We start from the raw sequence: 24,259 nt of genomic DNA on the forward strand, positions 1-24,259 counted from the left end.
GGGCTGTCCGACCTGTCTCCCACCAGCAGCTTCAAGTCCGCGTTCGCCTCACTTCGGGCGTGGCAGTCTCGTTCGACCTCTTCGGCACGCTCGTCGACGTCGAGCGTCCGACCGACCCCGCGGTGACCGTCGCCGCGGAGCTGCGCTCCCGTGGCGTGACCGTCCCCGACGACTTCGCAGCGGCCTATCGGGAGTCGCACGTCGACGCCCCCGACGGCGCGGAGGTGCCCCTCCCGGCCCACGTGGGAGCTGCGCTCCGCTCACGCGGTGTGACCGCCGCCGACAACGCCGTCCGCCGGGCGGTCGTCGCGGCGTTCGATCCCGCGGTCCAGACGCGCGATGGCGCGGTCGCGGCGGTCGCGGCCGCCCGCGACCACGGCCCAGTCGGCGTCCTCTCGAACTGTAGCGTCCCCGAACTCGTCGGACGGACGTTCGTGCGGTCGGAGCTCTCCCACCGCGAGTTCGACAGCGTCGTCACGAGCGTCGGCTGCGGCTGGCGCAAACCCGCCGCCGCCGCGTTCGAGACCGTCGCCGACGGACTCAGTGTCGCCCCTGAGGCGCTCGTCCACGTCGGCGACTCGCCGGCGACCGACGGCGGCATCGAACGGCTCGGCGGGACGTTCGTCGACGTACGCGAGGTCCCGCTGGCCGAACTCCCCGCGTGGCTCGCCCACCGGGCCGACGGAGTCGACGCGTAGATGCCCGTGGTGGCGACCGCCGCGGTCGGCGTCGCAGCGCTCCTCGACCGGCTGTTCGCCGAACCGCCCGCGCGCATCCACCCGGTCACGCTCGTCGGGCGAGTCGTCGCGCCTCTCGACCGGTCCTGGCCCGCTCCGGCGCTCGTCGGCGCGTTCGTCGCCGTCGGTGTGCCTCTCGTGGCCGGCGGGGTCGTCTTCGGTCTCGTCCGTCTCGTTCGTCTCCCCGCGTTCGCCGCGCTCCTCGCCGGGCTCGTTCTCTTTTCGACCACCAGCCTCCGCATGCTCACCGACGAGGCTCGCCGCGTGGTGTCGCTCTCCGCGACCGACCTCCCGGCGGCTCGGACGGCGCTCCGGTCGCTGGCCGGCCGCGACGCCCGGTCGCTGTCGGCGGCCGAAATCAGGAGCGCCGCGGTCGAGAGCCTCGCGGAGAACCTCGCCGACGGGCTCGTCGCCCCGCTCGCGGCGTTCGCAGTCGTCGCGCCCGTCTCGGTCGCCGGCGGCGCGGCCGCCGCGGCGTGGGTCAAGGCGGTCAACACGCTGGATTCGATGCTCGGCTACCCGGACAAACCGCACGGCGCGGCCAGCGCCCGTCTCGACGACCTCGTCATGTGGTTCCCGGCCCGCCTCACGGCGCTGCTGATCGCCCTCGTCGCCGGTGACCCCGGTGTTCTCGCGCGTGCGCGAGGGCAGGCGTCGCGGCCACCGTCGCCGAACTCCGGCTGGCCGATGGCGACACTCGCGGCTGCGCTCGACGTCCGGTTGACGAAACCCGGCGTCTACGCGCTCGACTTCGGGCCGCTTCCCACCACCGACGACGCTCACCGTGCAGAACGGGTCGTCACCCGCGCGGGCCTGCTCGCGTTCGCGCTCGCGGGGGTGATGGCGTGGTTCTGAGGGCCCTCCAGGGGGCGCTCGCGTTCCTCACCCGACTCCCCGCCGGCGGCGACGAGCGGGCGTGGGACGCCTTCCGCCGGACGCCGATGGCGTTCGTCCTCGCCGGCTACGTCGTCGGCGGCTTCGCCGCACTTCCGCTCGCGATCCCCCTCCCTCTCTCGACCACCGCCGCGCTCTACCTCGCAACGCTCTACCTGCTCACGGGCGTCACCCACGTCGACGGGCTGGCCGACGTCGCCGACGCCGCCGCGGTCCACGACGACTCCGTGGATCGGGACCGCCGCCGGGCGGTGTTGAAGGACTCCCAGACCGGTGTCGGCGGCACGCTCGCCGTCGCGCTGACGCTCGTCGTGCTCGCACTCGGCGCGCTCGGGATGGCCGGGTCGGGTCCGCGCGTCGCTGCGACCATCGCGCTCGCGGCCGAGGTCGGCGCGAAGACCGGCATGGCGGCGCTGGTCTGTCTCGGCGACGCCGCACACGAGGGACTCGGCTCCGCGCTCACCGAGGAGGCCGACCCGACCGCACTCGTCCCCGTCCTCGTCGCCGCGGTGCCGGTCGTCGCCCTCGCCCCGCCGCTCGGCACACCCGCGATCGTCGCGGCGCTCCTCGGCGGGCCGGTGGTCGCGCTCCTCGTCCTCCGGTGGTCGCGCTCCGCGCTGGGCGGCGTCAGCGGCGACGTCTTCGGCGCGACGAACGAACTCGGACGCGCGGTCGGCGTCCACGCGGGGGTGGTGGCGTGGGCGCTCCTGTGACCCCGTCTTCGCCCCCCGTCGACCTCCCTGCACTCGTCCTCTGTGGCGGTCGGGGGACGCGGCTCGGGACCGCGACGGAGAAACCGCTCGTCACCGTCTGCGGCGAGCCGATGCTCGACCGCGTCGTCCGCGCGCTCCGCGGGAGCGCCGTCTCGTCGATCCACGCCGTCCCCTCACCGCAGACCCCGCGCACGCGAGCGCACGCAGTCGACCGTGGTCTGTCCGTCGTGGACGCCCCCGGCGAGGGGTACGTCGTGGATCTCCAGCACGCGCTCGGCGTCGTCGACCCTCCGGTCGTCACCGTCGCCGCGGACCTCCCGCTCCTCGCGGCGACGCACGTCGACCGGGCGCTCTCGACTGCCGCCGTCGACGCGGAGACGGATGTGAACGCGGCCCCGCTCTCGTCGCTCACGGTCTGCGTCCCGGTCGCGCTGAAGCGAACGCTCGGCGTGAGCGTCGACACCCAGTTCGACCACGACGGCCGTGCAGTGGCCCCGACGGGGCTGAACGTCGTTGGCACTCCTCCCGACGCAGACGCCGAATCCGACGACGGCCGGACCGAAACCGTGTCGATCGTCGCGGACGAACGGCTCGCCGTGAACGTCAACCGTCCCCGGGACCGAGAGGTGGCCGAATCGCGATGCGACTGATGCTCGTCGCGGGGACGACCCGCACGGCCGCGATCGACGGTATCAGCGCCGCCGGCGCGACCGCCGAACTCCGCTGGCACACGCCGAGCGCCGACGCGGAGCTGGTCCGGCTCGGTCGCCTCGTTCGTGCACCCGTCTTCCCCCGGAGTCCGACCGGCTGTCCGACGCCGGCGCTCGTCACGCGGGCCGTCGTCGACCTCCTCGACCTGGACGTCGTCGTCGCCGACGGCGGACTGGCGAAACCCACGGGAGCACCGACGGTCGGCTTCGGCGCGAAGCCCGGGCGCGACATCCGGGATCCGGACCCCGTCCCCACCGCTCCGGGGGCGTTCGCCGCCGCGAAAGCGTTCGCCAGTCGACTCGGCGACGACCACGTCGTGGTCGGCGAGACGATCCCCGGCGGGACGACGACGGCGCTGGCCACGATGCGCGCGCTCGGCGAACCGTACCCGGTGTCGTCGTCGCTCCCGGACAACCCGCTCGCGCGGAAGGAGGCGGTCGTCGAGGCGGCGCTCGACGCGTCGGACCTCGTCCCCGGCGAGGCCGCCCACCACCCCGAACTCGCCGTGCGGTTCGTCGGCGATCCGACGCTCGCGGTCGTCGCTGGACTCTGCGTCGGCGCGCTCGAGTCGGGGACGCGGGTGACGCTCGCGGGCGGAACACAGCTGGTGGCGGCGGCAGCGCTCGTCCGCCACGCCGGCTGCGTTCGCCCCCTGACGCTCGCGACGACCTCGTATCTGGCCGACCACGTCGACCTCGCGTCCGCCGGCCGCGACCTCGATCTCGACCTCGTCGTGACCGACCCCGATTTCACGGACGAGCGACTCGCACAGTACGCGACCGTCGGCCGCGAGGGTGCGGCGATGGGCGGCGCGCTCGAGCTCGCCGACCGTGCGGGCGTTCTCGACCGAGTCGAGGGACGGACGCTGGCGCTCCTCGACGCTCTGACCGAGACCACGGAGGGAGACACGGACGACGCCGAGTTGGTCGGTGACGCGACCGACGCGGACGGAGTCGACGGAGCCGGCGACGAACAGACCGACGCCGACCGGGAGGGCGACCGTGGACCCTGAGTCGGTCGCCGACGTCGGCCGCGCCGTCCACGGCGGGTCGACGGCCCCACTCGACTTCAGCGCCAACACCAACCCGAAGCGACCGCCCGGTGTCGAGGCCGTCTACGCGGACGCGCTCGACGCCTCTGCCCGCTATCCCGACGAGTCCTACCGCGACTACCGGCGCGCGGCTGCCGACTACGTCGGCTGCGACGTCGACGACGTGGTCCCCACCGCCGGCGGGACGGAGGCGTTGCGACTCGCGTTCGCGACGCACGTCTCGCCCGGTGACAGCGTGCTGGTTTCGACGCCGAGCTTCGGCGAGTACGCCCGCGAGGTTCGACTCCAGGGTGCGGTCCCCGCGTTCGTCCCGCACGACGAGGTACTGGACGCGCCGGTCGAAGATCACGCCGCCGCGGTCGTCTGCACGCCGAACAACCCCACCGGCGACCTCTTCGCACCGGCGAACCTGACCGCGTTCGCCGCCCGCTGTCGCCGGGCGGGGACGCTCCTCGTCGTCGACGAGGCGTTCCTCGACTTCACCTCGACCGAGTCGCTCGCCGGCACCGACGGCACCGTCGTCTGTCGCTCCCTGACCAAGCTGTTCGGGCTCCCCGGACTCCGGATGGGGTTCGCGTGTGCCACCGGCGGGGCGTACGACCGGGTCGAGACCGCCCGTCCCGCGTGGAACCTCTCGACCCCCGCCGCCGCGGTCGGGGCGCACTGTCTCCGGCAGGAGGCGTTCGTCGCGGAGACCCGCGAACGCGTCGTCCGCGAGCGCGAGCGGCTGCACGACGGGCTCGTGGCCGAGGGGTACGATCCCCACCTGTCGGCCGCCCCGTTCCTCCTCGTCGACGTCGGCTCCCGGTCGGTGGACGATCTCGTCGAGGGCCTCTTGGACCGTGGGATCGCGGTCCGCGACTGCCGGAGCTTCGGGCTCGAGAACCACGTCCGCGTCGCGGTCCGGACGCGGGAAGACAACGACCGGCTGCTGGAGGCGCTCGCCCGTGTCTGACGGGTCGGACGAGTCGGACGCCGGAACACCCCACGTCGACGACTCCCGCGAAACCGACGGTCCCGGCACAGGCGACCAGCGTGCCCGTCGCGTCTTCGAGGCGACCGTCCGCGACGGGGTCTGTCGGCTCTCCCGACCGGGGACGCGGTGGCTCTCGACGGGCTGGAACGGTGGCGAATCCCGTGGGCCGGCCGCGTACAACGTGACCGTCCCGGACGGGTGGCCCGAGACGGACCTCGCGACCTACGTCGAGTCGCGGCGGACCGACGCCGGCTTCGACGCTGCCGGACCCACACTGCTGACGGGCGTCTCGCAGGACCACGCTCGGCGGGCGCACCTCGACGGCGTCGAGGCGGTGGTCACCGCGGGCGTCTCCAACCCGGCGGCGCTTCCAGTCGACGGAGCCGAGGAGGTCGGCGGACGGAACGGTAGTGGCGACCACGACGCGACCGGTCACGCTCCGGACGACCACGACAGTCACGTCGGGACAGTCAACGTCTTCGCCGGCACCACCCGCGCGCTCGATCCCGGGGCGCTCCCGAATCCCGTGGCCGTCGCGGCGGAGGCGAAAGCCGCGACCTTCCTCGCGGTCGCTGGCGTCCCGGGCACGACGACCGACGCCGTCGTCGCGGCGTGTGACCCCGCCGGCCCACGCGAACGGTTCTCGGGCAGTGCGACGACCGTCGGCCGGCTCGCGCGGGCCTGTGTCCGCGACGCGCTGCTCGCCAGCCTCGACTCGCGGTACGATCGGGAGGACCTGCCGACGGTCGAGACGGCCGAGCACGGTGTCGTCACCGACTGTCGCGCCACGGTGGAGCGGCTGTGACCGTCGCCGGGATCGGACGCCGGTTCCGGCCCGTCCGTCGAAGCGAAAACTCCATTCGCGTCCTCCGCGTCGGCTGACCCTATGACCGAGCACGGCCGCGGCCCGACCGCCGGCGATTCCGCCGACGTGCGGGTCGAGCGACGCGCCGAGGCCATCGCCGTCCTCGAGACGAACCGCCGCGACGGCTACACGATTCCGTCCGAGACGCTCTACCCGTTCCAGTGGAACTGGGATTCGGCGTTCATCGCCGTCGGTCTCGCTGGCGTCGACCCGGAGGCGGCGATGGAAGAGGTCGAGACGCTCCTCTCGGCGACGTGGCCCGACGGGATGCTGCCCCAGATCGTCTTCTGGGCCGACGCCGAGGGCTACTTCCCCGGTCCCGACGAGTGGGACGCCGGGTTCGACGGGGTCGAGACGAGCGGCATCTCTCAACCGCCGGTCGTCGCCACGGCCGCGCGGCGGGTGTACGAGGCGACGGGCGACGACGACTTCCGCGATCGTGTGCTCGCCCCCCTCGACAGCCACCTCGCCTGGTGGCGGCGCGAGCGCTCCACCGACGGCGTCGTCTACACGAGACACCCGTGGGAGACGGGGATGGACGACTCGCCGGCGTGGCGTCGTCCCCTCGAGCGGTTCGACCCCGGCGACGTCGCGTACGAGCGCGCCGACCGCAAGTCGGCCGACCTCGCCGACCAGCGTCCGACCGACTGGGACTACGACCGGTACGTCGCGCTCGTCCGACAGGGGCGCGAGGCGGGATGGGACGAGACCGTCCTGCGCGAGCGGTGTCCGTTCCGCGTGGAGGACGTCCTCACGAACAGCGTCTACGTGCGCGCCTGCGAGGATCTCGCCGCGCTCTTCGCGAGCGCGGGCGATGACGACTCGGCAGCGAGGTGGCGCGACCAGGCCGCGGAGACGCGGGCCGTGATGCGCGACCGACTCTGGAGCGCGACGCTGGGCCAGTTCGTCTCGTACGATCGGGTCGCCGACGAACCGTTGCTCGAACGGACGGTCGCCGGGCTCGTCCCGACGCTCGGCGGCGTCCCGACCGACGCGCAGTTCGAGCGACTCCGCTCGACCCTGGACCAGTACTTCGCGTTCGACTACGCCGCACCGACGTACGTCGGCGACGACTTCGACCCCGACCGCTACTGGCGCGGGCCCGTCTGGATCAACACCAACTGGCTCCTCGAGCGGGGACTCCGCCGCTACGGGGCCGACGCGGCCGCCGACCGTGTGCGCGACGACAGCCTCGCACTCCTCGACCGCGAGGGGTTCCGTGAGTACTTCAACCCGATCACGGGTGCTGGACGCGGGAGCGACGACTTCGCCTGGAGCGCGGCGCTGTATCTCGACTGGACCGACGGCCGTCGGTGATCGTCCCGGCTCGATTCGGTCCCGTCCCGCGCTCACCGCATCGAATCGCCGTCGACGCCCGTGAGCGCCGCCGTCGCGCCCGTACAGGCCGAATATTCTCCACGAGCATATAAACACGACATACTTAATGTCTTCCAGAAGTGAATTTACGTCGTGGGGGATGAGAGAGACGCGGAGCGCCGACCGGAGACGCCACTGCCGAGCGTCCCGCTCGACGACGCCTCGAACGTGCTGCTACTGGGGTCGCCGATGGATGTGCAGACGCTCCGGACGGGGCTCTCGCTCGCTGCCGGCGACCGACCCGCCGAGACGCGGCTGCTGTGGGTGACGATGCTCAACACCTCGCGCGAGGTCGTCGACATCTGGGACCGCCACGTCCCGGTGCGACCGGAGCGGTTCCGGATCCTCCTCGTGGGCGACGGACTCGCCGACACCGACGCGGTCGACGACCCGGCCGTCGAGACGAACAGTATCCCGGAGCCGACCGACCTCACGACGCTCGGCGTCCGACTGCTGGAGGCCACCTCGGAGTGGGGCGGCGACGACGTGGCGGTGCGTCTCCGGTTCGACTCGCTCACGCCGCTGTTGCAGTACGTCGACTCCCGTACGGTCGCACAGTTCCTGCACGTCCTGACGAACCGACTCGACACCGCCGACGTGACCGCACACTTCCACCTCGATCCGATGGCCCACGACAGCCGGACGGTCCACGTGCTCGCGTCGATCTGTGACGCGCGGGTCGAGATCGACGCCGACGGCGTCTCGGTGACGCACCGCTGAGTCCGACCCGCCGGGTTTTGTCCGTGGAACCCCTCGGTCGAGTCGAATGACCGATTCCGACACCGACACGAACGTCGGAGCCGAGGCCGACGAAGACGCCGGTTCTCCCGCGCGGACCACTCCGTCCCCCGAGACCGATCCGACCCACGACGACGGTCGCCGGAACACCCCCGGACGGGGCATCCGTCCCGCGGCGCAGCGAATCGAAGCCGACGCACCGGACGAGTTCGGACTGGTGCAGGTCTGGTGGGGCGACGGGAAGGGGAAGACCACCGCGGCGCTTGGGATGGCGTGTCGGGCCGCGGGACACGGCTTCCGCGTTCACGTCCTCCAGTTCCTGAAAGGTGGTGCCGACTCCGTCGAAGCGGTCAGAGGCGAGTACAACGCCACCGCGTCGATCCCCGGGCTCTCCTACGAGAACCTCGGCCACTACGGGTGGGTCGGACTGGCCGACGGGAGCGACGAGACGGCCCACGCTGCCGAGGCGGAGGCCGGTCTCGACCGCGCGCGCGAACTGATCGACGCCGCGGCCGCCGCCGACCTCTCGGCGCCGCTCGCCCTCGACGCGCCGCCAGAGGAGGGCGTCCACCTGCTCGTCCTCGACGAGATACTGTACGCGGTCTCGATGGGACTCCTCTCGCCCGATGACGTGTTAGCGCTCGTCGCCGACAAACCCGCCGACCTCGAACTCGTGCTGACGGGCAGCCACGAGGAGCCGACGTACCTGCTCGACCACGCCGATCTCGTCACCGAGGTTCGAAAGTCGAAACATCCGATGGACGCCGGCCAGCGCGCGCGGCGCGGAACGGAGTACTGATCCGATTTAAACGGCCGGACGTGACAAGCACCACTCCGGTGTGTCCGGAGACACACGTCGTACACGTGACCAGCCACTGCCACACCTCTCGTGGGTCCCTCACGCCCGTCACGGTTCGACGGCCAGTGAACGATCATGGGACGATGACCGTCGAGGTACGGGGGTCGAACGAACACCGACACGTCGTCGCGTTCGCACCGGGGCTCCGCGAACTGTTCGCGAACCTCCCCGAGGACACGACGCTCCCGAGATGGAGCGACTTCACACGCGGGGGAACTGTTGGCGGCTCACCGCCGTCGGCTCTACGGGACGTGGCGACGCGCGTGACGACCCGCTCGAGCGGGACCGCCGGGTCGTCGACCTCGCCGACCACGCGCGCCCCTCGGCCGCGACGCGGTGACGTCTCCAGGTACGGCGGCGCTCTCCTACGCTGAATCGCGGCCGATTCGTCCTCCCGCGACCGGTTCACGCGCGAGACGCTCGTGACTGGTGCTCGTCACCGGACACTGTCCGACCGCACCGACGACGTGCCAATCGTTCCACACAAACATATATTATGGATTAGTTGAATTTCTACTGTATGGTCATATCTGAACGAACGTCGGCGGTGTCCGTCACGGTCGATCGACCGATGAACCGCCACGGGACGATGACGGTCGAAGTCGCCGAGACGAACGAGACCCGACACCTCGTGGAGTTCGCACCCGGCGTCGAGGCGGTCCTGAGCGATCTCCCGTCCGACACGACCCTCCCGGTCGAGATGCGGCAGCTGCCCGCCCGGGGGAGCTGCTGGCGCGCGACCGCCGTCGGCAGGTCCGCCCGGTCGAGGTAGGACGTCGCACGACGCTACGACTCCAGCTCGCGACCGTCCGCCGTCGGATCGCCGTCGACGCCACGACTATGAGGGGCGGTCCCCTGCCGAGGAGTATGTCGACGCTTCTGGTCGCGGGGACCGCCAGCCACGTCGGGAAGTCGACGGTCGCAGCCGGGCTCTGTCGACTGCTCGCCGACCGCGGCGTCGACGTGACGCCGTTCAAGGCGCAGAACATGAGCACTAACGCCCGGGCCGTCCCCCGGACGGCGGGCGACGGCTTCGGCGAGATCGGCATCTCCCAGTACGTGCAGGCGCGCGCGGCCCGCGTCGCACCGACGACAGACCACAACCCCGTCCTGCTGAAACCACAGGGTGACGGCGAGTCGCAACTGGTCGTCGACGGCCGGGTCCGCGCGACCGTCGCGGCCGGTGGCTACTACGACGACCACTGGCAGCACGCCCGCGAGGCGGCCGCGGCGGCCCACGGCCGCCTCGCCGCGGCACACGACCTCGTCGTCGCCGAGGGTGCCGGCTCCGTCGCCGAGATCAACCTCCACCACCGCGACCTCGCCAACGTGGAGACGGCGCGGGTCGCCCGCGACGCGGTCGGCTCGGGGTCGGTGGCGATCCTGCTCGTCGCCGACATCGAGCGCGGCGGCGTCTTCGCCGCCATCGTCGGCACGCTCGAACTCGTCCCCGACGACCTCCGCGACCTCGTCTGCGGCGTCGTCGTCACGAAGTTCCGTGGCGACCGCTCGCTGCTCGATTCGGGTCTCCGTGCGGTCGAGACGCGGACGGGTGTGCCCGTGCTCGGCGTCCTCCCCTTCGACGACCCTGGCCTCCCCGAGGAGGACAGTGTCGCCGTCCCGCAGTCGGGGACCGTGCGTGGCGCGACACGCGACACCGGTACCGACACTGGCGTCGACTCGTCCGACGGGAGACTCGACGACGCGGACGCGGGCGTCCTGGTGGTCGTCCCCCGACTCCCGCACATCGCCAACTACACCGACCTCGGACCCCTCGAAGCGGAGCCGGGTGTCCGGGTCGCGTACCGGGCGCTCGACGCTGGCATCGAAGACGCCGATGCGGTCGTCCTCCCGGGGACGAAGAACACCGTCGACGACCTGCTTGCGCTCCACGCGGCCGGCTACGGCGAGCGGCTCCGCGCGTTCCGAGGGCCGATCGTCGGCCTGTGCGGGGGGTACCAGCTCCTGGGCGACCGGCTCACGAACGCGGCGGTCGAGGGGACGGGCGACGACGACGTGGTCGAGGGAGTCGGCCTCCTGCCGGTCGAGACGCGGTTCTCGTCGGAGAAACACGTCGTCGCCACCGAACTCCGACTCGACGCCGACACCGGCCCACTCGCGGGCGTCCACGACCGCGTCTCCGGGTACCAGATCCACCAGGGCCGGACGCGAGCGACCGCCGACGTCGAGACGCCGTTCGCCCCGGTCGACGGCGACCCGACGGCGGCGCTCGGTGCCGCCCGTGGTCGGGTCGTCGGGACGTACCTCCACGGCCTCTTCGAGAACCGCCCGGTCCGCGATCGGCTCGTCGGTTCGCTCTTCGAAGCGAGCGGCGAGACGCGTCCAGATGCGGAGGAATCGGCTTCGACACCGTACGACCGCGTCGCGGCACTGGTCTCGGGGATGGACGTGGACGCGGTCCTCGACGCGGTCGGAGTCGACGGGTGAGCCGTCTTCTCGGACAGACCTCCGCGCCACGTGCGTCCCTGTCCGCGCCTCGCGTGCACGTCTGTCCGCGCGTCTCCGACCGACCTGTCCCGTGTCCCCTGCCCGTACTTTCTTCACCGCGAGCACCGTTGCCCGAACGAACACGATGCGTCTCCCCTCGGCTCTCGCGGCGGACGACGGACAGTGTGTCGCCGTGGTCGGTGCCGGCGGCAAGAAGACGACGCTCTACCGGCTCGGCCGGATGCTCGACCGCGCCGTCGTGACGGCGACGGTCCGCATCCCCATCTTCGACGACCAGGTCGCCCGCGTCGTCGTCACCGACGACCCCGTCTCGGCGGTCGACGCACACGAGACCGGAGGCGACGCCGACGGCTGGCCCCTGGGACTCGTCCCCGAACGCGAGCGCGACGACCGCTACCGTGGCTACGACCGTGCGGTCGTCGACGACCTCGCGGCGACCCACGACGGTCCCGTCCTCGTGAAGGCAGACGGGGCACGGACCCGCCTGCTGAAAGCGCCCGACGAACGGGAGCCCCGCATCCCACAGAGCGCCGACACGGTGCTCCCGATCGCGAGCGCCCGCGTCGTCGGCAAACCGCTCTCCGACGAGTGGGTTCACCGCCCGGAGCGGGTGGCCGCAGTCGCGGACGTCGACCTCGGTGACGAGATCGACGCCGAGACCGTCGCCCGAGTGCTCGCGAGTCCCGACGGCGGCCTCAAATCCGTCCCCGACGACGCGCAGGTCGTCGCCGTGGTGAACATGGTCGACGACGACGAGCGCCGCGCGGTCGGCGAACGAATCGCCGCCGACGTGCTCGCCCGGACCGACCGAGTCGACCGGGTCGTTCTGACACAACTGATCGATCCGGACCCCGTCGTCGCCGTGTTCGAGTAGCCCCGCGTTACGGTCGTCGCGCGTGCACCGCGGGCGAGCAGTGCGGCCGTCGCCCCCTCACTCCTCGGCGAACCGCGCGGCCGCCGCACGGAGCTCGTCCGCCGTGTTGACGTTCTCGAACGTGTCGCTCGCGGCGTGTTCGGCGATCGCTTCCTCGTCGACGACGACGTGGTCGAGCTCGAAGACGGGCGCGAGCACCCGCGGCTCTCCTTCGTCGGCCGCCGCGAGCGTGGCGTCGCAGGCGTCGGCCATCGCGCTCGCGCGGTAGGCCGCCTGCATCGGCTGGTACCACTCCCCCGGGCGCGGGACGGCGGCGTCGTGTCCGACGACGCGGTCGAGGAGGTACGCGACGAAGTCGGGGTCGACGAACGGCATGTCGCCGGCGACCACCGCGGCGTACTCGTCGTCGACCGCGCGGAGCCCCGTCCGGATGCCCGCGACCGGCCCGCGGTCGGGGTCGACGTCGACGGCGAACGAGACCGCGGCGGCGACGCCGTCGAGCGCCTCGTCGACGGCCTCGCGCTGGTCCGCACGGCAGTTGACGACGACGCGCTCGGTGACGCGTGCGAGTCGGTCCGCGACCCGGCGGACCATCGGCACCCCGGCGAGGTCGGCGACGATCTTGTCACGGTCGCCGAAGCGGGTCGACCGACCGCCGGCGACGATGACGGCGCTGGACATACCCGTCGTTGTCCCCCCGTCGACAAGAGGATGCGGTACCCGACCGGCCGGGCGGGGAGTCGACGTGCGCCCATCGACCTGGCGAGAGTCGACATGCGTGCGTTCGTCGGCCCCGGGCATCTCCGAGAGCGAGACCAGGGGACCCGACGGTCACGGGACTGAGACCCCGACGGTCACGGGCGGACGGTTATAAATGTCCCCGGACAGTGACCACGCCTTTATTTTCGCTCCAGGGCGTAGCCAGCGACGATGAACCGTCCCCCGACCCGGGTGCTCCGTGTCGACCTCGACGCCGGCACCGCCACGAGCGAGCCGATCCCGGAGGCGGACCGCCGTCGGTTCCTCGGTGGCAAGGGGATCGGCGCTCGCTACCTCTACCGCGATCTCGAACCGGGAACGGACCCCCTCTCCCCGTCGAACCTGCTCTGCTTCGCGGTCGGACCGTTGTCGGGGCTGCTCCCCGGCGAACCGCGGTGTGCGGCGATCACGAAGTCACCCCTCTCCGGGACGTTCGTCGACTCGTACGTCGGCGGGGCGTTCGCGGCGCGCCTCCCCGACGCGCTCGGCCCACACCTCGCGGTCCTCGTCGAGGGGCGAGCGGACGAACCGTGCGTGCTCCGACTCTCCGACGGCGAGGCGACGCTGTCGACGACGGACCAGTGGGGTGCGACCATCCCCGAGGCCGACGACGCGCTCGCGAACGCGGGCGCGACGGCCTGCATCGGACCGGCGGGCGAACGCCTGGTCCGGTACGCGACGATCGGCACCGACGGCGGTGACCACCAGGCCGGTCGCGGCGGGCTCGGGGCCGTCATGGGTTCCAAGCGGCTCAAAGCCGTGATCGCCGACGGCGACCCGGTCGATCCCGATACGCTCCCCGAGGAGGCCGCCGCCGTCCGTGAGCGGTACGCCGCCAACTACGCCGACAGCGACACCGGTCGGTGGGTGACCGCCGGCGGGACGGTCGAGACGCTCGACTTCGCCAACGAGGTCGGCATCCTCCCCACCCGCGGCTGGCAGGACGACCGCTTCGAGGGGGCCGACGCCGTGGGGATCGAGGCGGTCCGCGCGGCTGCTCGCGCCCGCGAGGCCGACGGCGACTTCCGCGTCACGGAGGGCCGAATCGCCGACTCCGCCGACGCGGGTGGCGGAGACGCGGGGGAGACGGATAGGGACGGGGCTGGGGACGACCACTCGACCGACGCGCCCGACGAGACCGTCCCCCGCGGGGCGACGACGATGGTGTTCGGCGCGGGGCTCGGCATCGACGACTTCGAGGCCGTCGCCGCGCTCGGCGGGCGGTGTGACCGGCTCGGCCTCGACGTCATCAGCGCCGGCAACGCGGTCGCCTGGGCGATCCGCGCCGCCGAGGACGGCGTGCTCACGTCTCCGACCGAAGCGTCCGGGACCGACCCGGCCGAGACCGACGACACCGGCTACGCGATCGAATTCGGCGACGCCGCGGCGGTCGACAGCCTCCTGTCGGCCATCGCCCGCCGGGAGGGGGCCCTCGGCGACGCCCTCGCCGACGGCGTCGACGCCGCGGCCGCCCGGTTCGGTGCCGACGACCTCGTCCCGACGGTCAAATCCATGGCGCTCCCGTCGTACGACCCCCGCGGGTCGCTGGCGATGGCGCTCGCGTACGCCACGAGCGACCGCGGGGCCTGTCACCGTCGCGCCCGGCCGGTCGTCACGGAGGTGTTCGCGACCGACGAGTGGTCGAACGAACGCCGGGCGCGAACCGTCGCGGCCGAACAGGACCTGCGCTCCGCGCTCTGGTGTCTCGTCGCCGACGACTTCGTCGGGGAGACGCTCCCCGACCACGGGGCGGCGTTGCTTGCTACCCTGGGACTCGACTACACCCCCGCGGAGCTCCGCACGGTCGGCGAACGCGTCTGGACGCTCACCCGCCTGTTCAACGCCCGCGAGGGGTTCGCCCGCGACGACGACGCCCTGCCGCCGGCGGTCCAGCAGGCGTCGGCCGACGCCGTCCGGGAGGGGATCGATCCCGCGACGTTCGACGATCTGCTGTCGACGTACTACCGGGTCCGAGAGTGGGACGGCGAAGGCCGTCCGACACGGGCGCTCCTCGACCGACTGGACCTGCTGGACGCCGCCGACGCGGGGACCGTCACGGGGAGTGGCGTCGAAGACGCACACGACGCGGTCGGCCGCTAACGACCCCGGCCCCCGGGACGCGTGCGGGTGGGAGCAACCGGCTGTCGGCACGCGGACCGAGCGCCCCGACAGAAGACACTTGTCAGACTACCAGCAACCACGGTTCGTGTCCGAGCCACTCTCCCGTCGTGCCCTCCTCGCGACCCTCGGAGCGGCCGCGCTCGCCGGCTGTCTCGACGACACGGACGTCGACCCCGAAACGGACACCGACGCCGACAGTCCATCTGGCACGTCGACACGTCCGCCGACGGAGACGGCGTCGGACGCGGACCAGTCGTCGACACCGACGGGCGATCCGACGCCGCCGGAGCGGTTCGAATCGGCGTGGCCGCTGCCCGCGTTCGACCCCGGTCGCAGTAACTACTCGCCGGACGCCCCGGGACCGACGACGCGGATCGCCGAACTCTGGCGGACGACGGCCGACGCCGGCCTGTCCGCACCGGTGGTCGCCGACGAGACGCTGTTCGTCGGGGGCGACGACGGCGGCGTCCAGGCCCTCGACGCTCGCACCGGCGACGAGCGCTGGCGCCTGCCGGTCGGTGCTTCGGCGGGGACTCCCTGGCTCCTCGACGGTCGCCTCTACGTGCCCACGGCGGACGCGATCGTCGCCCTCGACGCGGACGAGCGGACGGAAGCGTGGCGAATCGACACGCCTGACCGGGCGGACGTGCTGGTGGCTCCGAGCGGGGTGTACTGGCTCTCGGCGGGCGAGCCACCGACCGTCGTCGCACACGCCCGCGCGGACGGCTCGGAGCGGTGGCGAGCCGAGATCGGCGAGCCGTGGAGTCCGCGACTCCTCGCGGGCGACGGGACCGTCTTCCTCTCCAGCGGGACGCACGACTTCGAGTTCTGGCGGTTCGACGCCGACTCTGGCGCCGTGATCGGCGACGAACCCCGGCTCGGGAACGATTTCCCCGCCGAACAGTTCTACCAGGACGGGACCGTCTACGCCGCCGACTCCTTCTTCGGGCGCGTCCGCGCGACCGTGGTCGACGGTGACGGCGACGGATGGGTTCAGGACGACCTGGAGCCCGGTGGCCGGGCGGCCTGGCTACTGAGCGGCGGGACGGACCAGCTCTACTACACCTCGAACTGGGACGACGGACCGGGACTGTACGCCCTCTCGACCGCGGACGGCTCCGTCGCGTGGACTGTCGACGTCGAGCCGGCGATCACCACCCGTCCCGTCGTCGCGCGGGAGGCGATCCTCCTCGGCACGGACGCGGGGCTCATGTGTTTCGACCCCGCGGACGGGAACAAACTGTGGACGACCCCGGCAGTCGGCGGCTCGGTCGTCGTCGTCGACGACCTCGTGTACGCGACCGGGGGGAAGACGGTCCGGGCGCTCCGGCCGCTGTGACCGCAGCGGCCTCCGACACCCCCTCTGCTTGTCTCCCGTGACACGGCCGACACACGAACGACGGACGACCGGCCTGACGGCACCTCGGATACTGCGTCTGACGGGGGGAAACGAGGAAAATACGAGAGGAGACGCGAAGGGAGGTTCGCGTGGGTTCAGTCGTCCGCGGGTGCCTCGGAGTCGCCGCTCGGCTCGATGCCGACCTCGATCTCTGCGGCGGCGGCCTTGTACTCGGGGATCTTCGCCCGCTCGTCGAGCACGTCGTTCGTGAGACGGTTGCCCGCGGAGTCGGCGAAGTGCGGAGTCGTCCACACCGTCCCCTCCTTGATGTCCTCGGTGACGTGGGCCTTCACCCGGATCTCGCCGCGCCGGGATTTGAGTTTCACGTAGTCGCCGTCCTCGATGCCGTAGTTCGCGGCGTCGTTCGGGTGGACGTCGACGAAGTTCTCCGGCTCGACGCGGGTGAGCGTCTTCGACCGGCGGCTCATCGTCCCCGTGTTGTAATGTTCGATGATACGGCCCGTGGTGAGGATCAGGGGGTACTCCTCGTCGGGGACCTCCTTCGGTGGCTGGTGGACCACGCCCTCGATCTGCCCGCGGCCGCTCTCGGTCGTGAAGCCGTCCTCGTAGAGGAACTGGTCGCCCTCGTCGCCGGGCTCGTAACAGGGCCAGTGAATGCCCTCTTCTCCCAAGGCTTCGTAGGTCATGCCGTGGAAGATGGGCGCGACCTGCCGGAGTTCCTCGAACACCTCCTCGGGTTCGTCGAAGTCGAAGCTCCCGTCGCCGAACAGCCGGCCGCCGACGTCGCAGAGGATCTCGAGGTCGTCCTTCGTGTTCGGGTAGACCTTGTCGACGCCGCGCATCAACTGCGTACGGCGGTCGGTGTTGACGACCGTCCCGCCGCGTTCGGCCCACGAGGTGGCCGGCAGCACCACGTCGGCGAACTCCGTCGTCTCGGTCGGGAAGATGTCTTGGACCACCATGAACTCCAGCTCCTCCATGCGCTTTTCGACCATGTTGGTGTCGGGTTCGCTCATCACGGGGTTCTCGCCCATGATGTACAGGCCCTGGATCGTGTTGCCGATCTCGTGGGAGACCTCGACGTTGGTCAGGCCGGGTTCGGAGGGGATCTCGAAGCCCCACACGTCCTCGACGTCCGCACGGACCTCGGGATCGGAGACGTCGCGGTAGCCGGGGAGGACGTTCGGCATCGCACCGACGTCGGAGGCACCCTGGACGTTGTTCTGCCCGCGCAGGGGGTTGACGCCGGTCCCCGGGCGACCGAGGTTGCCCGTGATGAGCGCGAGGTTGATCTCGTTCTGGACGTTGTCGACCCCGCAGGTGTGCTGGCTCATCCCCATCCCGGTGAAGATGGCGGCGTTGTTCGCCATGGCGTACTTCTCGGCGGCCAGCTCGATGTCCTCCAGCGGGACGCCACACTGCTCGGCGGCCTCCTCCTTGTCGAAGTCCGCCAGCGTCTCCTTGAGGTGTTCGAACCCCTCCGTGCGCTCGGCGATGAACTCCTCGTCGATCCAGTCGTTCTCGAGGATCGTCTTGATGACGACGTTCAGCAGGGGAATGTCCGTTCCCGGTTCGAGCTGGAGGTGCATGTGCCGGTCGGTCTCCTCGATCTTGAACGACCGGGTCGTCTTGTTGGCGTGCGGGTCGACCTGGATGACCGTCGCGCCCTCTAACACCGCTTGCCGGAAGTACTGGCTGTTGGCGATGGGGTGTTGCTCGCCGGGGTTCGCGCCCTGGATCCAGAACACGTCCGCGGCCTCCTCGAGGTCTTCCATGCTGTTGGTCATGGCGCCCTCGCCGAGGCTGTTCTTGAGCGCGTACACCGTCGAGGCGTGACACATCCGGGTGCACGTGTCGACGCTGTTGGTGCCGTAGTGACGGGCGAGCTTCTGGATGAGGTAGTTCTCCTCGTTCATCGCCTTCGAACAGCCGTAAAAGCCCATCGCCTGGGGGCTGTACTCGTCGCGGATGCGCTCCATCTCCGAGACGATCAGGTCGTAGGCCTCGTCCCACGTGGCCTCGTGGAGTTCGCCGTCGTCGCCGCGGATCAGCGGCTCGGTCAGCCGCTCCTCGTGGTTGACGGTCTGGGTGGCGGCCCCACCCTTGATGCAGATGCTCCCCTTGTTGACGGGGGCGTCGCCCCACGGCCGGAACGAGACCTGGCCCTCGTCGTCCTGTGTGATCTGGATGCCGCACCCGACACCGCAGTACGGACAGATCGTCTTGACCGGCTCCTGTTCCTCACTGGACATGGTCGCTCCCCTCAGATTCCTGACTCATGACAATCTCGTTGAATGGTCCGGGCGAACCGGCATGAATCTTTCTCACAGTCTCCGAAGTGTTATTAATACGGCGATCTGTCAAAACAGACATATCGACGACGGTGTCCGCGGTGGAGACCGGGCGAGGGAAACGTTCAGGCCGGTGGCGACGGAACCGGGAGTGATGGAGCTCTCCCGGTCGGTCGTGACGGACGAGGCCGAATCGTACCGCGAATCCGAACCGCTGTTCACCGTCGAGGACCAGCACCTCGACATCCTCCCCGGCATGTTCGCGGACGGCGAGTTCGGCCGCCGCGACGCCGAGTGGGTCGTCCGGTGGCACTTTCGACGGTTCCTCGGCGCGTATCCCGACGCCGAACGGCAGCGACGAGAAGAGCGGTTCCGCGAGAACGACTTCGACCGGGTCCGCGGCGTGCTCGTCGACCTCGCCTCGCTTTCGCTGTCGGAGGCGCTCGACAGGCTGACCGCGCTCGACGGCGTCGACGTCCCGGTCGCCTCCGCGTTTCTGCAGTTCGCGGACCCAGAGTCGTACCTCGTCGTCGGCGAGCGCGAGTGGTCGGTCCTCCACCACGCCGGCGAGCTCCCCGACCCCTACCCCGACCCGCCGTCGCCCGCCGACTACGAGACGTACCTCGACACCTGCCGTGCGCTCGCCGACGCGTTCGACGTCGACCTCGTCACGCTCTACCGGGCACTCTGGCGACTCGGGAAGACCCTGTCCGACGACCACACCGGGACGTGAGCCGCGGGGAGCCGTGGGACGTTCGCACACGTCAGTCGCGCCGACCCCCGTGCCGAGCGACCACCGCCGCTCGCCTCGCTCACCGGTCGTCGTGCCGGCCGTGCCGTGGACGAGGTGAGTTCTCGCAGATTCTCTCTTTTGAGATCGGCACCCGTACTGCTGAGGAGGGTGAGTAATCATGGTGCGTGCTGTTCGTTCGTGTACACGTCTCGCACGGAGTCACAGATCACATGTCGTTCATTCCACTGCTCTCGGTGTTCTCGGCCACCCTGCGGGGAGACGGGGCCGACGACACCGAGCCCGACGGACCGACCGAACCGGACACACCCACCGACGTCGACACCGAGGCCGACGCCCGCGCGGCGGCGCTCGAAGCGTACCAGCGCGAGGTCCTCGACGACCTGCAGGACAAGGTCGCGCGACTCGCCGACGGCGACCTCACGGTCACGGCGGAGGTGCCCCGACCGACGGCGGATTACCCCGAACTCCACACGGCGTACGAGGAGTTCTCGACGCTGTCGACGAACCTCGAGCGCGCGACGACGAACATCCGCGCGGTCGTCGACGAAGTGACGGACCTCTCCGACGACCTCGCCGACACGAGTCAGGACGTCAGCGCCTCCACCGAGGAGGTGACGGCGGCGGTCGAGTCGATCGAGGCCTCGACGGACGAGGTCGCCGACGGCTCGGAACGGCTGGCCCGCCAGACGCAGACGGCGAGTCAGAACGTCGACGACCTCTCGGCCTCCATCGAGCAGATCACGGCCTCGACGCAGGAGATCCGCGCCCGGTCCGAGGAGGCCACCTCGCTGGTGGAGGGCGGTGCCGAGGACACGCGCGTGGCGCTCGACCGCATCCGCGACGCGACAGAAGCCTCCCGCGAGGTCGCCGCGGAGATGGACGAACTCGAAGACCGGATGACCGAGGTTACCGAGATCGTCGACCTCATCGTCTCGATCGCCGACCAGACGAACCTGCTCGCGCTCAACGCCAACATCGAGGCCGCCCGCGCGGGCGCCGCCGGCGAGGGCTTCGCCGTGGTCGCCAACGAGGTGAAGTCGCTCGCGACCGAGTCGCAGGACTCGGCCGACGACATCGCCGACATCATCACCGACCTCCAGACCCAGAGCGAGGAGGTCGTCGAGAGCATCCGGAGCGCGAACACCGAGGTCGAGGAGGGTGCCGACGCGGTCGAGGACGTCGTCGACACCCTGACGGAGATCCGCGAGCGGGTCGAACAGACCGACCACGGCGTCGAGGAGATCTCCGACGCCGTCGAGACGCAGGCACACAACACCGAACAGGTGTCGAGCGTCGTCGAGGAGTCCTCGGCGCTGGCCGAGGAGATGAGCGCCTCCGTCCAGCAGGTGTCGGCCAGCGTCGACGAACAGTCGACCGCGATGGAACAGGTGACGGGGACGGCGATGCGGCTGAGCGATCGCGGCGAGTCGCTCCACGAACTGGTCGACGCGTTCCGAGTGGACGAAGACGAGTCGGCGTCGCTCGACGATCTCACCGACGACCTCGACGACCTCTCGGCGTAGCGAGCACACTGCTCTCCGCGTACGTCCACGTGCTCACCTCTCCCCACGGTCTCGGCCCGGACGCGGCCTCGGGATCGCACCACGGCTCCGGCGTCACCCTCCCGTTCGAGCCGGAGGTGTCGATCGCGGTCTCGTCCGTCGGCGACGGTCGAACTGACCCGTCCCGGGTCGACCGGGGTGTTTCGAGCCGTGTCGAGACGGACCGGATCGCATCGAATCGGATCCGATCGGATCGAATCGGTCGCGGTCGAGCGGAACCGACCACCGCACCAGCGGCCCGCTGGGGAAGCACAATCGTTATATTCGCGACTGTTCTGTAGGCATGAGAATGAGCGACACGGTTCGTGTCCTCCACGTCGAGGACGACCCGGCGTTCGCCGACCTCGCCTCGACGTTCCTCGAACGGGAAGACGAGCGGCTGACCGTCGAGACGGTCCTCGGCCCGGACGCGGCGCTGGACCGACTCGCCACCGGCGAGTACGACTGCGTCGTCTCGGACTACGATATGCCCGGCCGGAACGGCCTCGCGTTGCTCTCCGCGGTCAGAGGCGACCACCCGGACCTCCCGTTCATCCTCTTCACCGGGAAGGGGAGCGAGGAGGTCGCCAGCGAGGCCATCTCGGCCGGCGTGACGGACTACCTCCAGAAAGGGGGCGGGACCGACCAGTACGCGATCCTGGTCAACCGGATCGTCAACGTGGTCGAGGCCGCGCGAGCGAAGCGACGGGCGGCCCGCCACGAGCGCGTCAACACGCTCATCCGGGCGGTCGCGCGACGGCTGGTCGAGGCGGACACGGTCGCGGACATCGAACGGAGCGTCTGCGAGGTGCTGTCGTCGTCGGAACCGTACCGCTTCGCGTGGATCGGGAAGCCGGACCCCGAGACCGGCGAACTCCTCCCGTCGGCGTCCGCCGGCGACGCCGGCGCGTACCTCGACGAGGTGACCATCACCGTCGACGATGTGTCCGGGGACTCGACACCGTGTGGCCGGGCCGCCCGGACGCGCACGACGCAGTTCCTCCAGGACATCCCGTCGAGCGAGACGCCCGACGCGTACCGCACGGCGGCGGAGACCCACGCGTTCGCGTCCGTCATCGCCCTCCCGCTCGTGTGGGACGAGGACCTGTTTGGCGTCCTCGCGATCTACGCGGACCAGCGGGACGCGTTCGACGAACGCGAGCGGGCGGTCTTGACCGAACTCGCCGACACGACGGCCGCCGCCATCGCGGCCGTCGAGACGAGACAGCGACTCGCGGAACGCGAACGCGAACGCGAACTCGCGTGGAAGACGCGGGCGATGGACCGCGCCCCCGTCGGCATCAGCATCAGCGACCCCTCGCAGCCGGACAACCCGCTCATCTACGTCAACGAGCGGTTCGAGGCACTGACGGGGTACGACGCCGCGGACGTGCGCGGGCGGAACTGTCGCTTCCTCCAGGGGGAGGCGACCGATCCGGAGTCGGTGGCAACGCTCCGTGACGCGATCGACCGCCGGGAACCGGTCACCGTCGACATCCGGAACTACCGGAAGGACGGCACGGAGTTCTGGAACCGCGTCACGGTCGCGCCCGTCGAGGACACGACCGGGACGGTGACACACTTCATCGGCTTCCAGCGCGACGTCACAGAGGAGCGGGCGGCCGACCGTGAGCGACGGAACGTCCTCGAACGGATGTCGGACGGCTTCGTAGCGCTCGACGCGGAGTGGCGGATCACCCACGTCAACGAGATGGGGCGACGGATCCTCTCGGAGGCGGCTGGACGGGACTGGGACGCCGACGACCTCCGGGGGCGGGACGTCTGGGAGGAGGTGCCGGACGCCGTCGACACCCCCTTTTACGACTGGTGTCACCGGGCGATGGAGACGCAGGAGCCGGTGTCGTTCGAGGAGTACTACGAACCGCTGGACGTGTGGTTCGACATGCGGGTGTACCCCTCCGAGACCGGCCTGTCGATCTACTTCTACGACGTGACGGAACAGCGTCGCCAGCGCGAGGCGCTCGAGACCCGCGAACGGGTCCTCCGAGAGACGTACGAGATCGTCGCGGACCGGGACCGCTCCTTCCGCGAACAGGTCCAGGCCCTGCTCGATCTCGGACGGACCGAACTCGGGACGGCCTACGGCACGCTCTCGCGCATCGACGGCGACGACTACGTGTTCGAGGTCGTCTCCGCGGCCGACGACAGCATCGAGGCGGGGGACGTGGTCCCGCTGTCGGCGACGAACTGTGAGATCGCGGCCAGCACGGAACGGACGCTCGTCCTCGGCGACGTCGCCCGCGACGCGCCCGAGGAGACCGACCGCGCCGGCTACACGGAGTGGGGGATCGCGTGTTACATCGGCGCGCCGGTGTACGTCGGCGACGACGTGTACGGCACGTTCTGTTTCTACGACACCGAGCCCCGCGAGGGCCAGTTCGCCGACTGGGAGGTGACGCTCACCGACCTCATGAGCCGGTGGGTGAGCTACGAACTCCAGCGCCGGCAGGCGACCGAGCAACTGCAGCGGCAGAACGAGAAACTGGACCGGGTCGCGTCGGTCGTCTCCCACGACCTGCGGAACCCGCTGGAGGTGCTCCGGGGGTCGCTCGAACTGGCCGAAGAGACGGGCGAGGCGGAGCATTTCGAGCGCTGTCACACCGCGCTCGAACGGATGGGGACGCTCGTCGAGGACCTGCCGGCGCTGGCACGCGCGGGGCGCGTCGTCGACGAGCCCGTCCCGGTCGACCTCCCCGCGCTGGTCACGGCGAGCTGGCAGACGGTCGCGACGGGCGACGCCACGCTCGTGGTCGACACCGAACTGACGATCAGCGCCGACGAATCCCGCCTCCGACAGCTGCTGGAGAACCTCTTCCGGAACTGTGTGGAACACGCCGAGGACGACGTGACGATCACGGTCGGCGACCTCCCGGACCGCACCGGGTTCTCCGTCGAGGACGACGGTCCCGGCATCCCTCCCGACGACCGCGACGCGGTGTTCGAGTACGGCTACTCGACCGGGTCGGAGGGGTCGGGGTTCGGACTCGCCATCGTGCGGGAGATCGCCGAGGCCCACGGCTGGGAGGTGACCGTCGTCGACGGGTCGGCTGGCGGCGCACGGTTCGAGATCACCGGCGTCGCAGTCGACGAGGAGGAGCCCGGAGACGCGGACGAGGCGATCCCTGGCTGATCACCGACGGGGTCGCGT

Annotated in this window: 21 protein-coding genes; 19 read left to right on the top strand and 2 right to left on the bottom strand. The window is 70.9% G+C overall.

The features are described 5' to 3' along the window. Positions 1 to 59 precede the first annotated feature (59 nt). The 14 genes from FZP69_RS04060 (at position 60) to yqeC (ending at position 12,264) form a co-directional block, all read left to right on the top strand. On the top strand, positions 60 to 698 hold the full coding sequence (locus FZP69_RS04060) for an HAD family hydrolase (protein WP_152040076.1): 639 nt from the start codon (positions 60 to 62) through the stop codon (positions 696 to 698). After that, positions 699 to 1,592 carry an adenosylcobinamide-phosphate synthase CbiB gene (gene cbiB, locus FZP69_RS04065; protein WP_152040077.1) on the top strand — a complete coding sequence of 298 codons (894 nt, stop codon included), beginning with the start codon at positions 699 to 701 and terminating at the stop codon, positions 1,590 to 1,592. Beyond that, positions 1,583 to 2,344: an adenosylcobinamide-GDP ribazoletransferase gene (cobS, locus tag FZP69_RS04070; protein ID WP_152040078.1), complete on the top strand. Its 762-nt coding sequence runs from the start codon at positions 1,583 to 1,585 to the stop codon at positions 2,342 to 2,344. The genes cbiB and cobS overlap by 10 nt, the downstream gene beginning before the upstream one ends. Beyond that, positions 2,341 to 2,994: an NTP transferase domain-containing protein gene (locus FZP69_RS04075; RefSeq protein WP_152040079.1), complete on the top strand. Its 654-nt coding sequence runs from the start codon at positions 2,341 to 2,343 to the stop codon at positions 2,992 to 2,994. Before cobS ends, FZP69_RS04075 begins: the two co-directional genes overlap by 4 nt. Beyond that, positions 2,985 to 4,067 carry a nicotinate-nucleotide--dimethylbenzimidazole phosphoribosyltransferase gene (locus tag FZP69_RS04080; protein WP_152040080.1) on the top strand — a complete coding sequence of 361 codons (1,083 nt, stop codon included), beginning with the start codon at positions 2,985 to 2,987 and terminating at the stop codon, positions 4,065 to 4,067. The genes FZP69_RS04075 and FZP69_RS04080 overlap by 10 nt, the downstream gene beginning before the upstream one ends. Then, on the top strand, positions 4,057 to 5,061 hold the full coding sequence (cobD, locus tag FZP69_RS04085) for a threonine-phosphate decarboxylase CobD (protein WP_152040081.1): 1,005 nt from the start codon (positions 4,057 to 4,059) through the stop codon (positions 5,059 to 5,061). The genes FZP69_RS04080 and cobD overlap by 11 nt, the downstream gene beginning before the upstream one ends. Further along, positions 5,054 to 5,887, top strand: a complete 834-nt coding sequence (locus FZP69_RS04090; RefSeq protein ID WP_152040082.1) for an adenosylcobinamide amidohydrolase — start codon at positions 5,054 to 5,056, stop codon at positions 5,885 to 5,887. Before cobD ends, FZP69_RS04090 begins: the two co-directional genes overlap by 8 nt. Before the next feature lie 81 nt (positions 5,888 to 5,968). After that, positions 5,969 to 7,264 (top strand): MGH1-like glycoside hydrolase domain-containing protein, encoded by a 1,296-nt coding sequence (locus FZP69_RS04095; protein WP_152040083.1) that lies wholly within the window; start codon positions 5,969 to 5,971, stop codon positions 7,262 to 7,264. Between the two features lie 153 nt (positions 7,265 to 7,417). Further along, positions 7,418 to 8,044 (top strand): DUF7504 family protein, encoded by a 627-nt coding sequence (locus FZP69_RS04100; RefSeq protein WP_152040084.1) that lies wholly within the window; start codon positions 7,418 to 7,420, stop codon positions 8,042 to 8,044. A gap of 46 nt (positions 8,045 to 8,090) precedes the next feature. Then, positions 8,091 to 8,861, top strand: a complete 771-nt coding sequence (locus tag FZP69_RS04105; protein ID WP_152040085.1) for a cob(I)yrinic acid a,c-diamide adenosyltransferase — start codon at positions 8,091 to 8,093, stop codon at positions 8,859 to 8,861. Between the two features lie 250 nt (positions 8,862 to 9,111). Beyond that, the gene (locus tag FZP69_RS22355) at positions 9,112 to 9,261 is read left to right on the top strand and encodes a hypothetical protein (protein ID WP_192918453.1); all 150 of its coding nucleotides are present in this window, start codon (positions 9,112 to 9,114) and stop codon (positions 9,259 to 9,261) included. Between the two features lie 180 nt (positions 9,262 to 9,441). Beyond that, a complete protein-coding gene (locus FZP69_RS04115) occupies positions 9,442 to 9,693 on the top strand; it encodes a hypothetical protein (RefSeq protein WP_240137454.1) in 252 nt (83 codons plus the stop codon). 95 nt (positions 9,694 to 9,788) lie between these two features. Further along, positions 9,789 to 11,369 (top strand): cobyric acid synthase, encoded by a 1,581-nt coding sequence (locus FZP69_RS04120; protein WP_152040086.1) that lies wholly within the window; start codon positions 9,789 to 9,791, stop codon positions 11,367 to 11,369. A 145-nt stretch (positions 11,370 to 11,514) separates the two neighbouring features. Next, entirely contained in the window at positions 11,515 to 12,264 is a 750-nt protein-coding gene (gene yqeC / locus FZP69_RS04125; RefSeq protein WP_152040087.1) for a selenium cofactor biosynthesis protein YqeC, read from the top strand. A gap of 57 nt (positions 12,265 to 12,321) precedes the next feature. On the opposite strand, the gene FZP69_RS04130 is transcribed toward yqeC, so the two are convergent. Continuing rightward, complete coding sequence (locus FZP69_RS04130) at positions 12,322 to 12,945, bottom strand: molybdenum cofactor guanylyltransferase (RefSeq protein WP_152040088.1); 624 nt, start codon at positions 12,943 to 12,945, stop codon at positions 12,322 to 12,324. A gap of 249 nt (positions 12,946 to 13,194) precedes the next feature. On the opposite strand from FZP69_RS04130, the gene FZP69_RS04135 reads away from it, so the two are divergent. Beyond that, positions 13,195 to 15,123 carry an aldehyde ferredoxin oxidoreductase family protein gene (locus FZP69_RS04135; protein ID WP_152040089.1) on the top strand — a complete coding sequence of 643 codons (1,929 nt, stop codon included), beginning with the start codon at positions 13,195 to 13,197 and terminating at the stop codon, positions 15,121 to 15,123. 106 nt (positions 15,124 to 15,229) lie between these two features. Continuing rightward, entirely contained in the window at positions 15,230 to 16,483 is a 1,254-nt protein-coding gene (locus tag FZP69_RS04140) for an outer membrane protein assembly factor BamB family protein (RefSeq protein WP_192918454.1), read from the top strand. Between the two features lie 155 nt (positions 16,484 to 16,638). Here the strand turns inward: FZP69_RS04140 and fdhF are convergent, their stop codons facing one another. Continuing rightward, positions 16,639 to 18,756 (bottom strand): formate dehydrogenase subunit alpha, encoded by a 2,118-nt coding sequence (fdhF, locus tag FZP69_RS04145; RefSeq protein ID WP_152040091.1) that lies wholly within the window; start codon positions 18,754 to 18,756, stop codon positions 16,639 to 16,641. A 193-nt stretch (positions 18,757 to 18,949) separates the two neighbouring features. On the opposite strand from fdhF, the gene FZP69_RS04150 reads away from it, so the two are divergent. The 3 genes from FZP69_RS04150 to FZP69_RS04165 all read left to right on the top strand — a co-directional run bounded on the left by FZP69_RS04150 (position 18,950) and on the right by FZP69_RS04165 (position 24,241). Continuing rightward, a complete protein-coding gene (locus FZP69_RS04150; RefSeq protein ID WP_152040092.1) occupies positions 18,950 to 19,528 on the top strand; it encodes a hypothetical protein in 579 nt (192 codons plus the stop codon). Positions 19,529 to 19,758: 230 nt separating this feature from the next. After that, positions 19,759 to 21,072, top strand: coding sequence for a methyl-accepting chemotaxis protein (locus tag FZP69_RS04155; RefSeq protein WP_152040093.1), 1,314 nt, complete (start codon positions 19,759 to 19,761; stop codon positions 21,070 to 21,072). A gap of 328 nt (positions 21,073 to 21,400) precedes the next feature. Continuing rightward, complete coding sequence (locus tag FZP69_RS04165; protein ID WP_192918455.1) at positions 21,401 to 24,241, top strand: GAF domain-containing protein; 2,841 nt, start codon at positions 21,401 to 21,403, stop codon at positions 24,239 to 24,241. Positions 24,242 to 24,259: the final 18 nt, after the last annotated feature.

Source organism: Salinigranum salinum, from assembly GCF_009176545.1.
Taxonomy (GTDB): Archaea; Halobacteriota; Halobacteria; order Halobacteriales; family Haloferacaceae; genus Salinigranum; species Salinigranum salinum.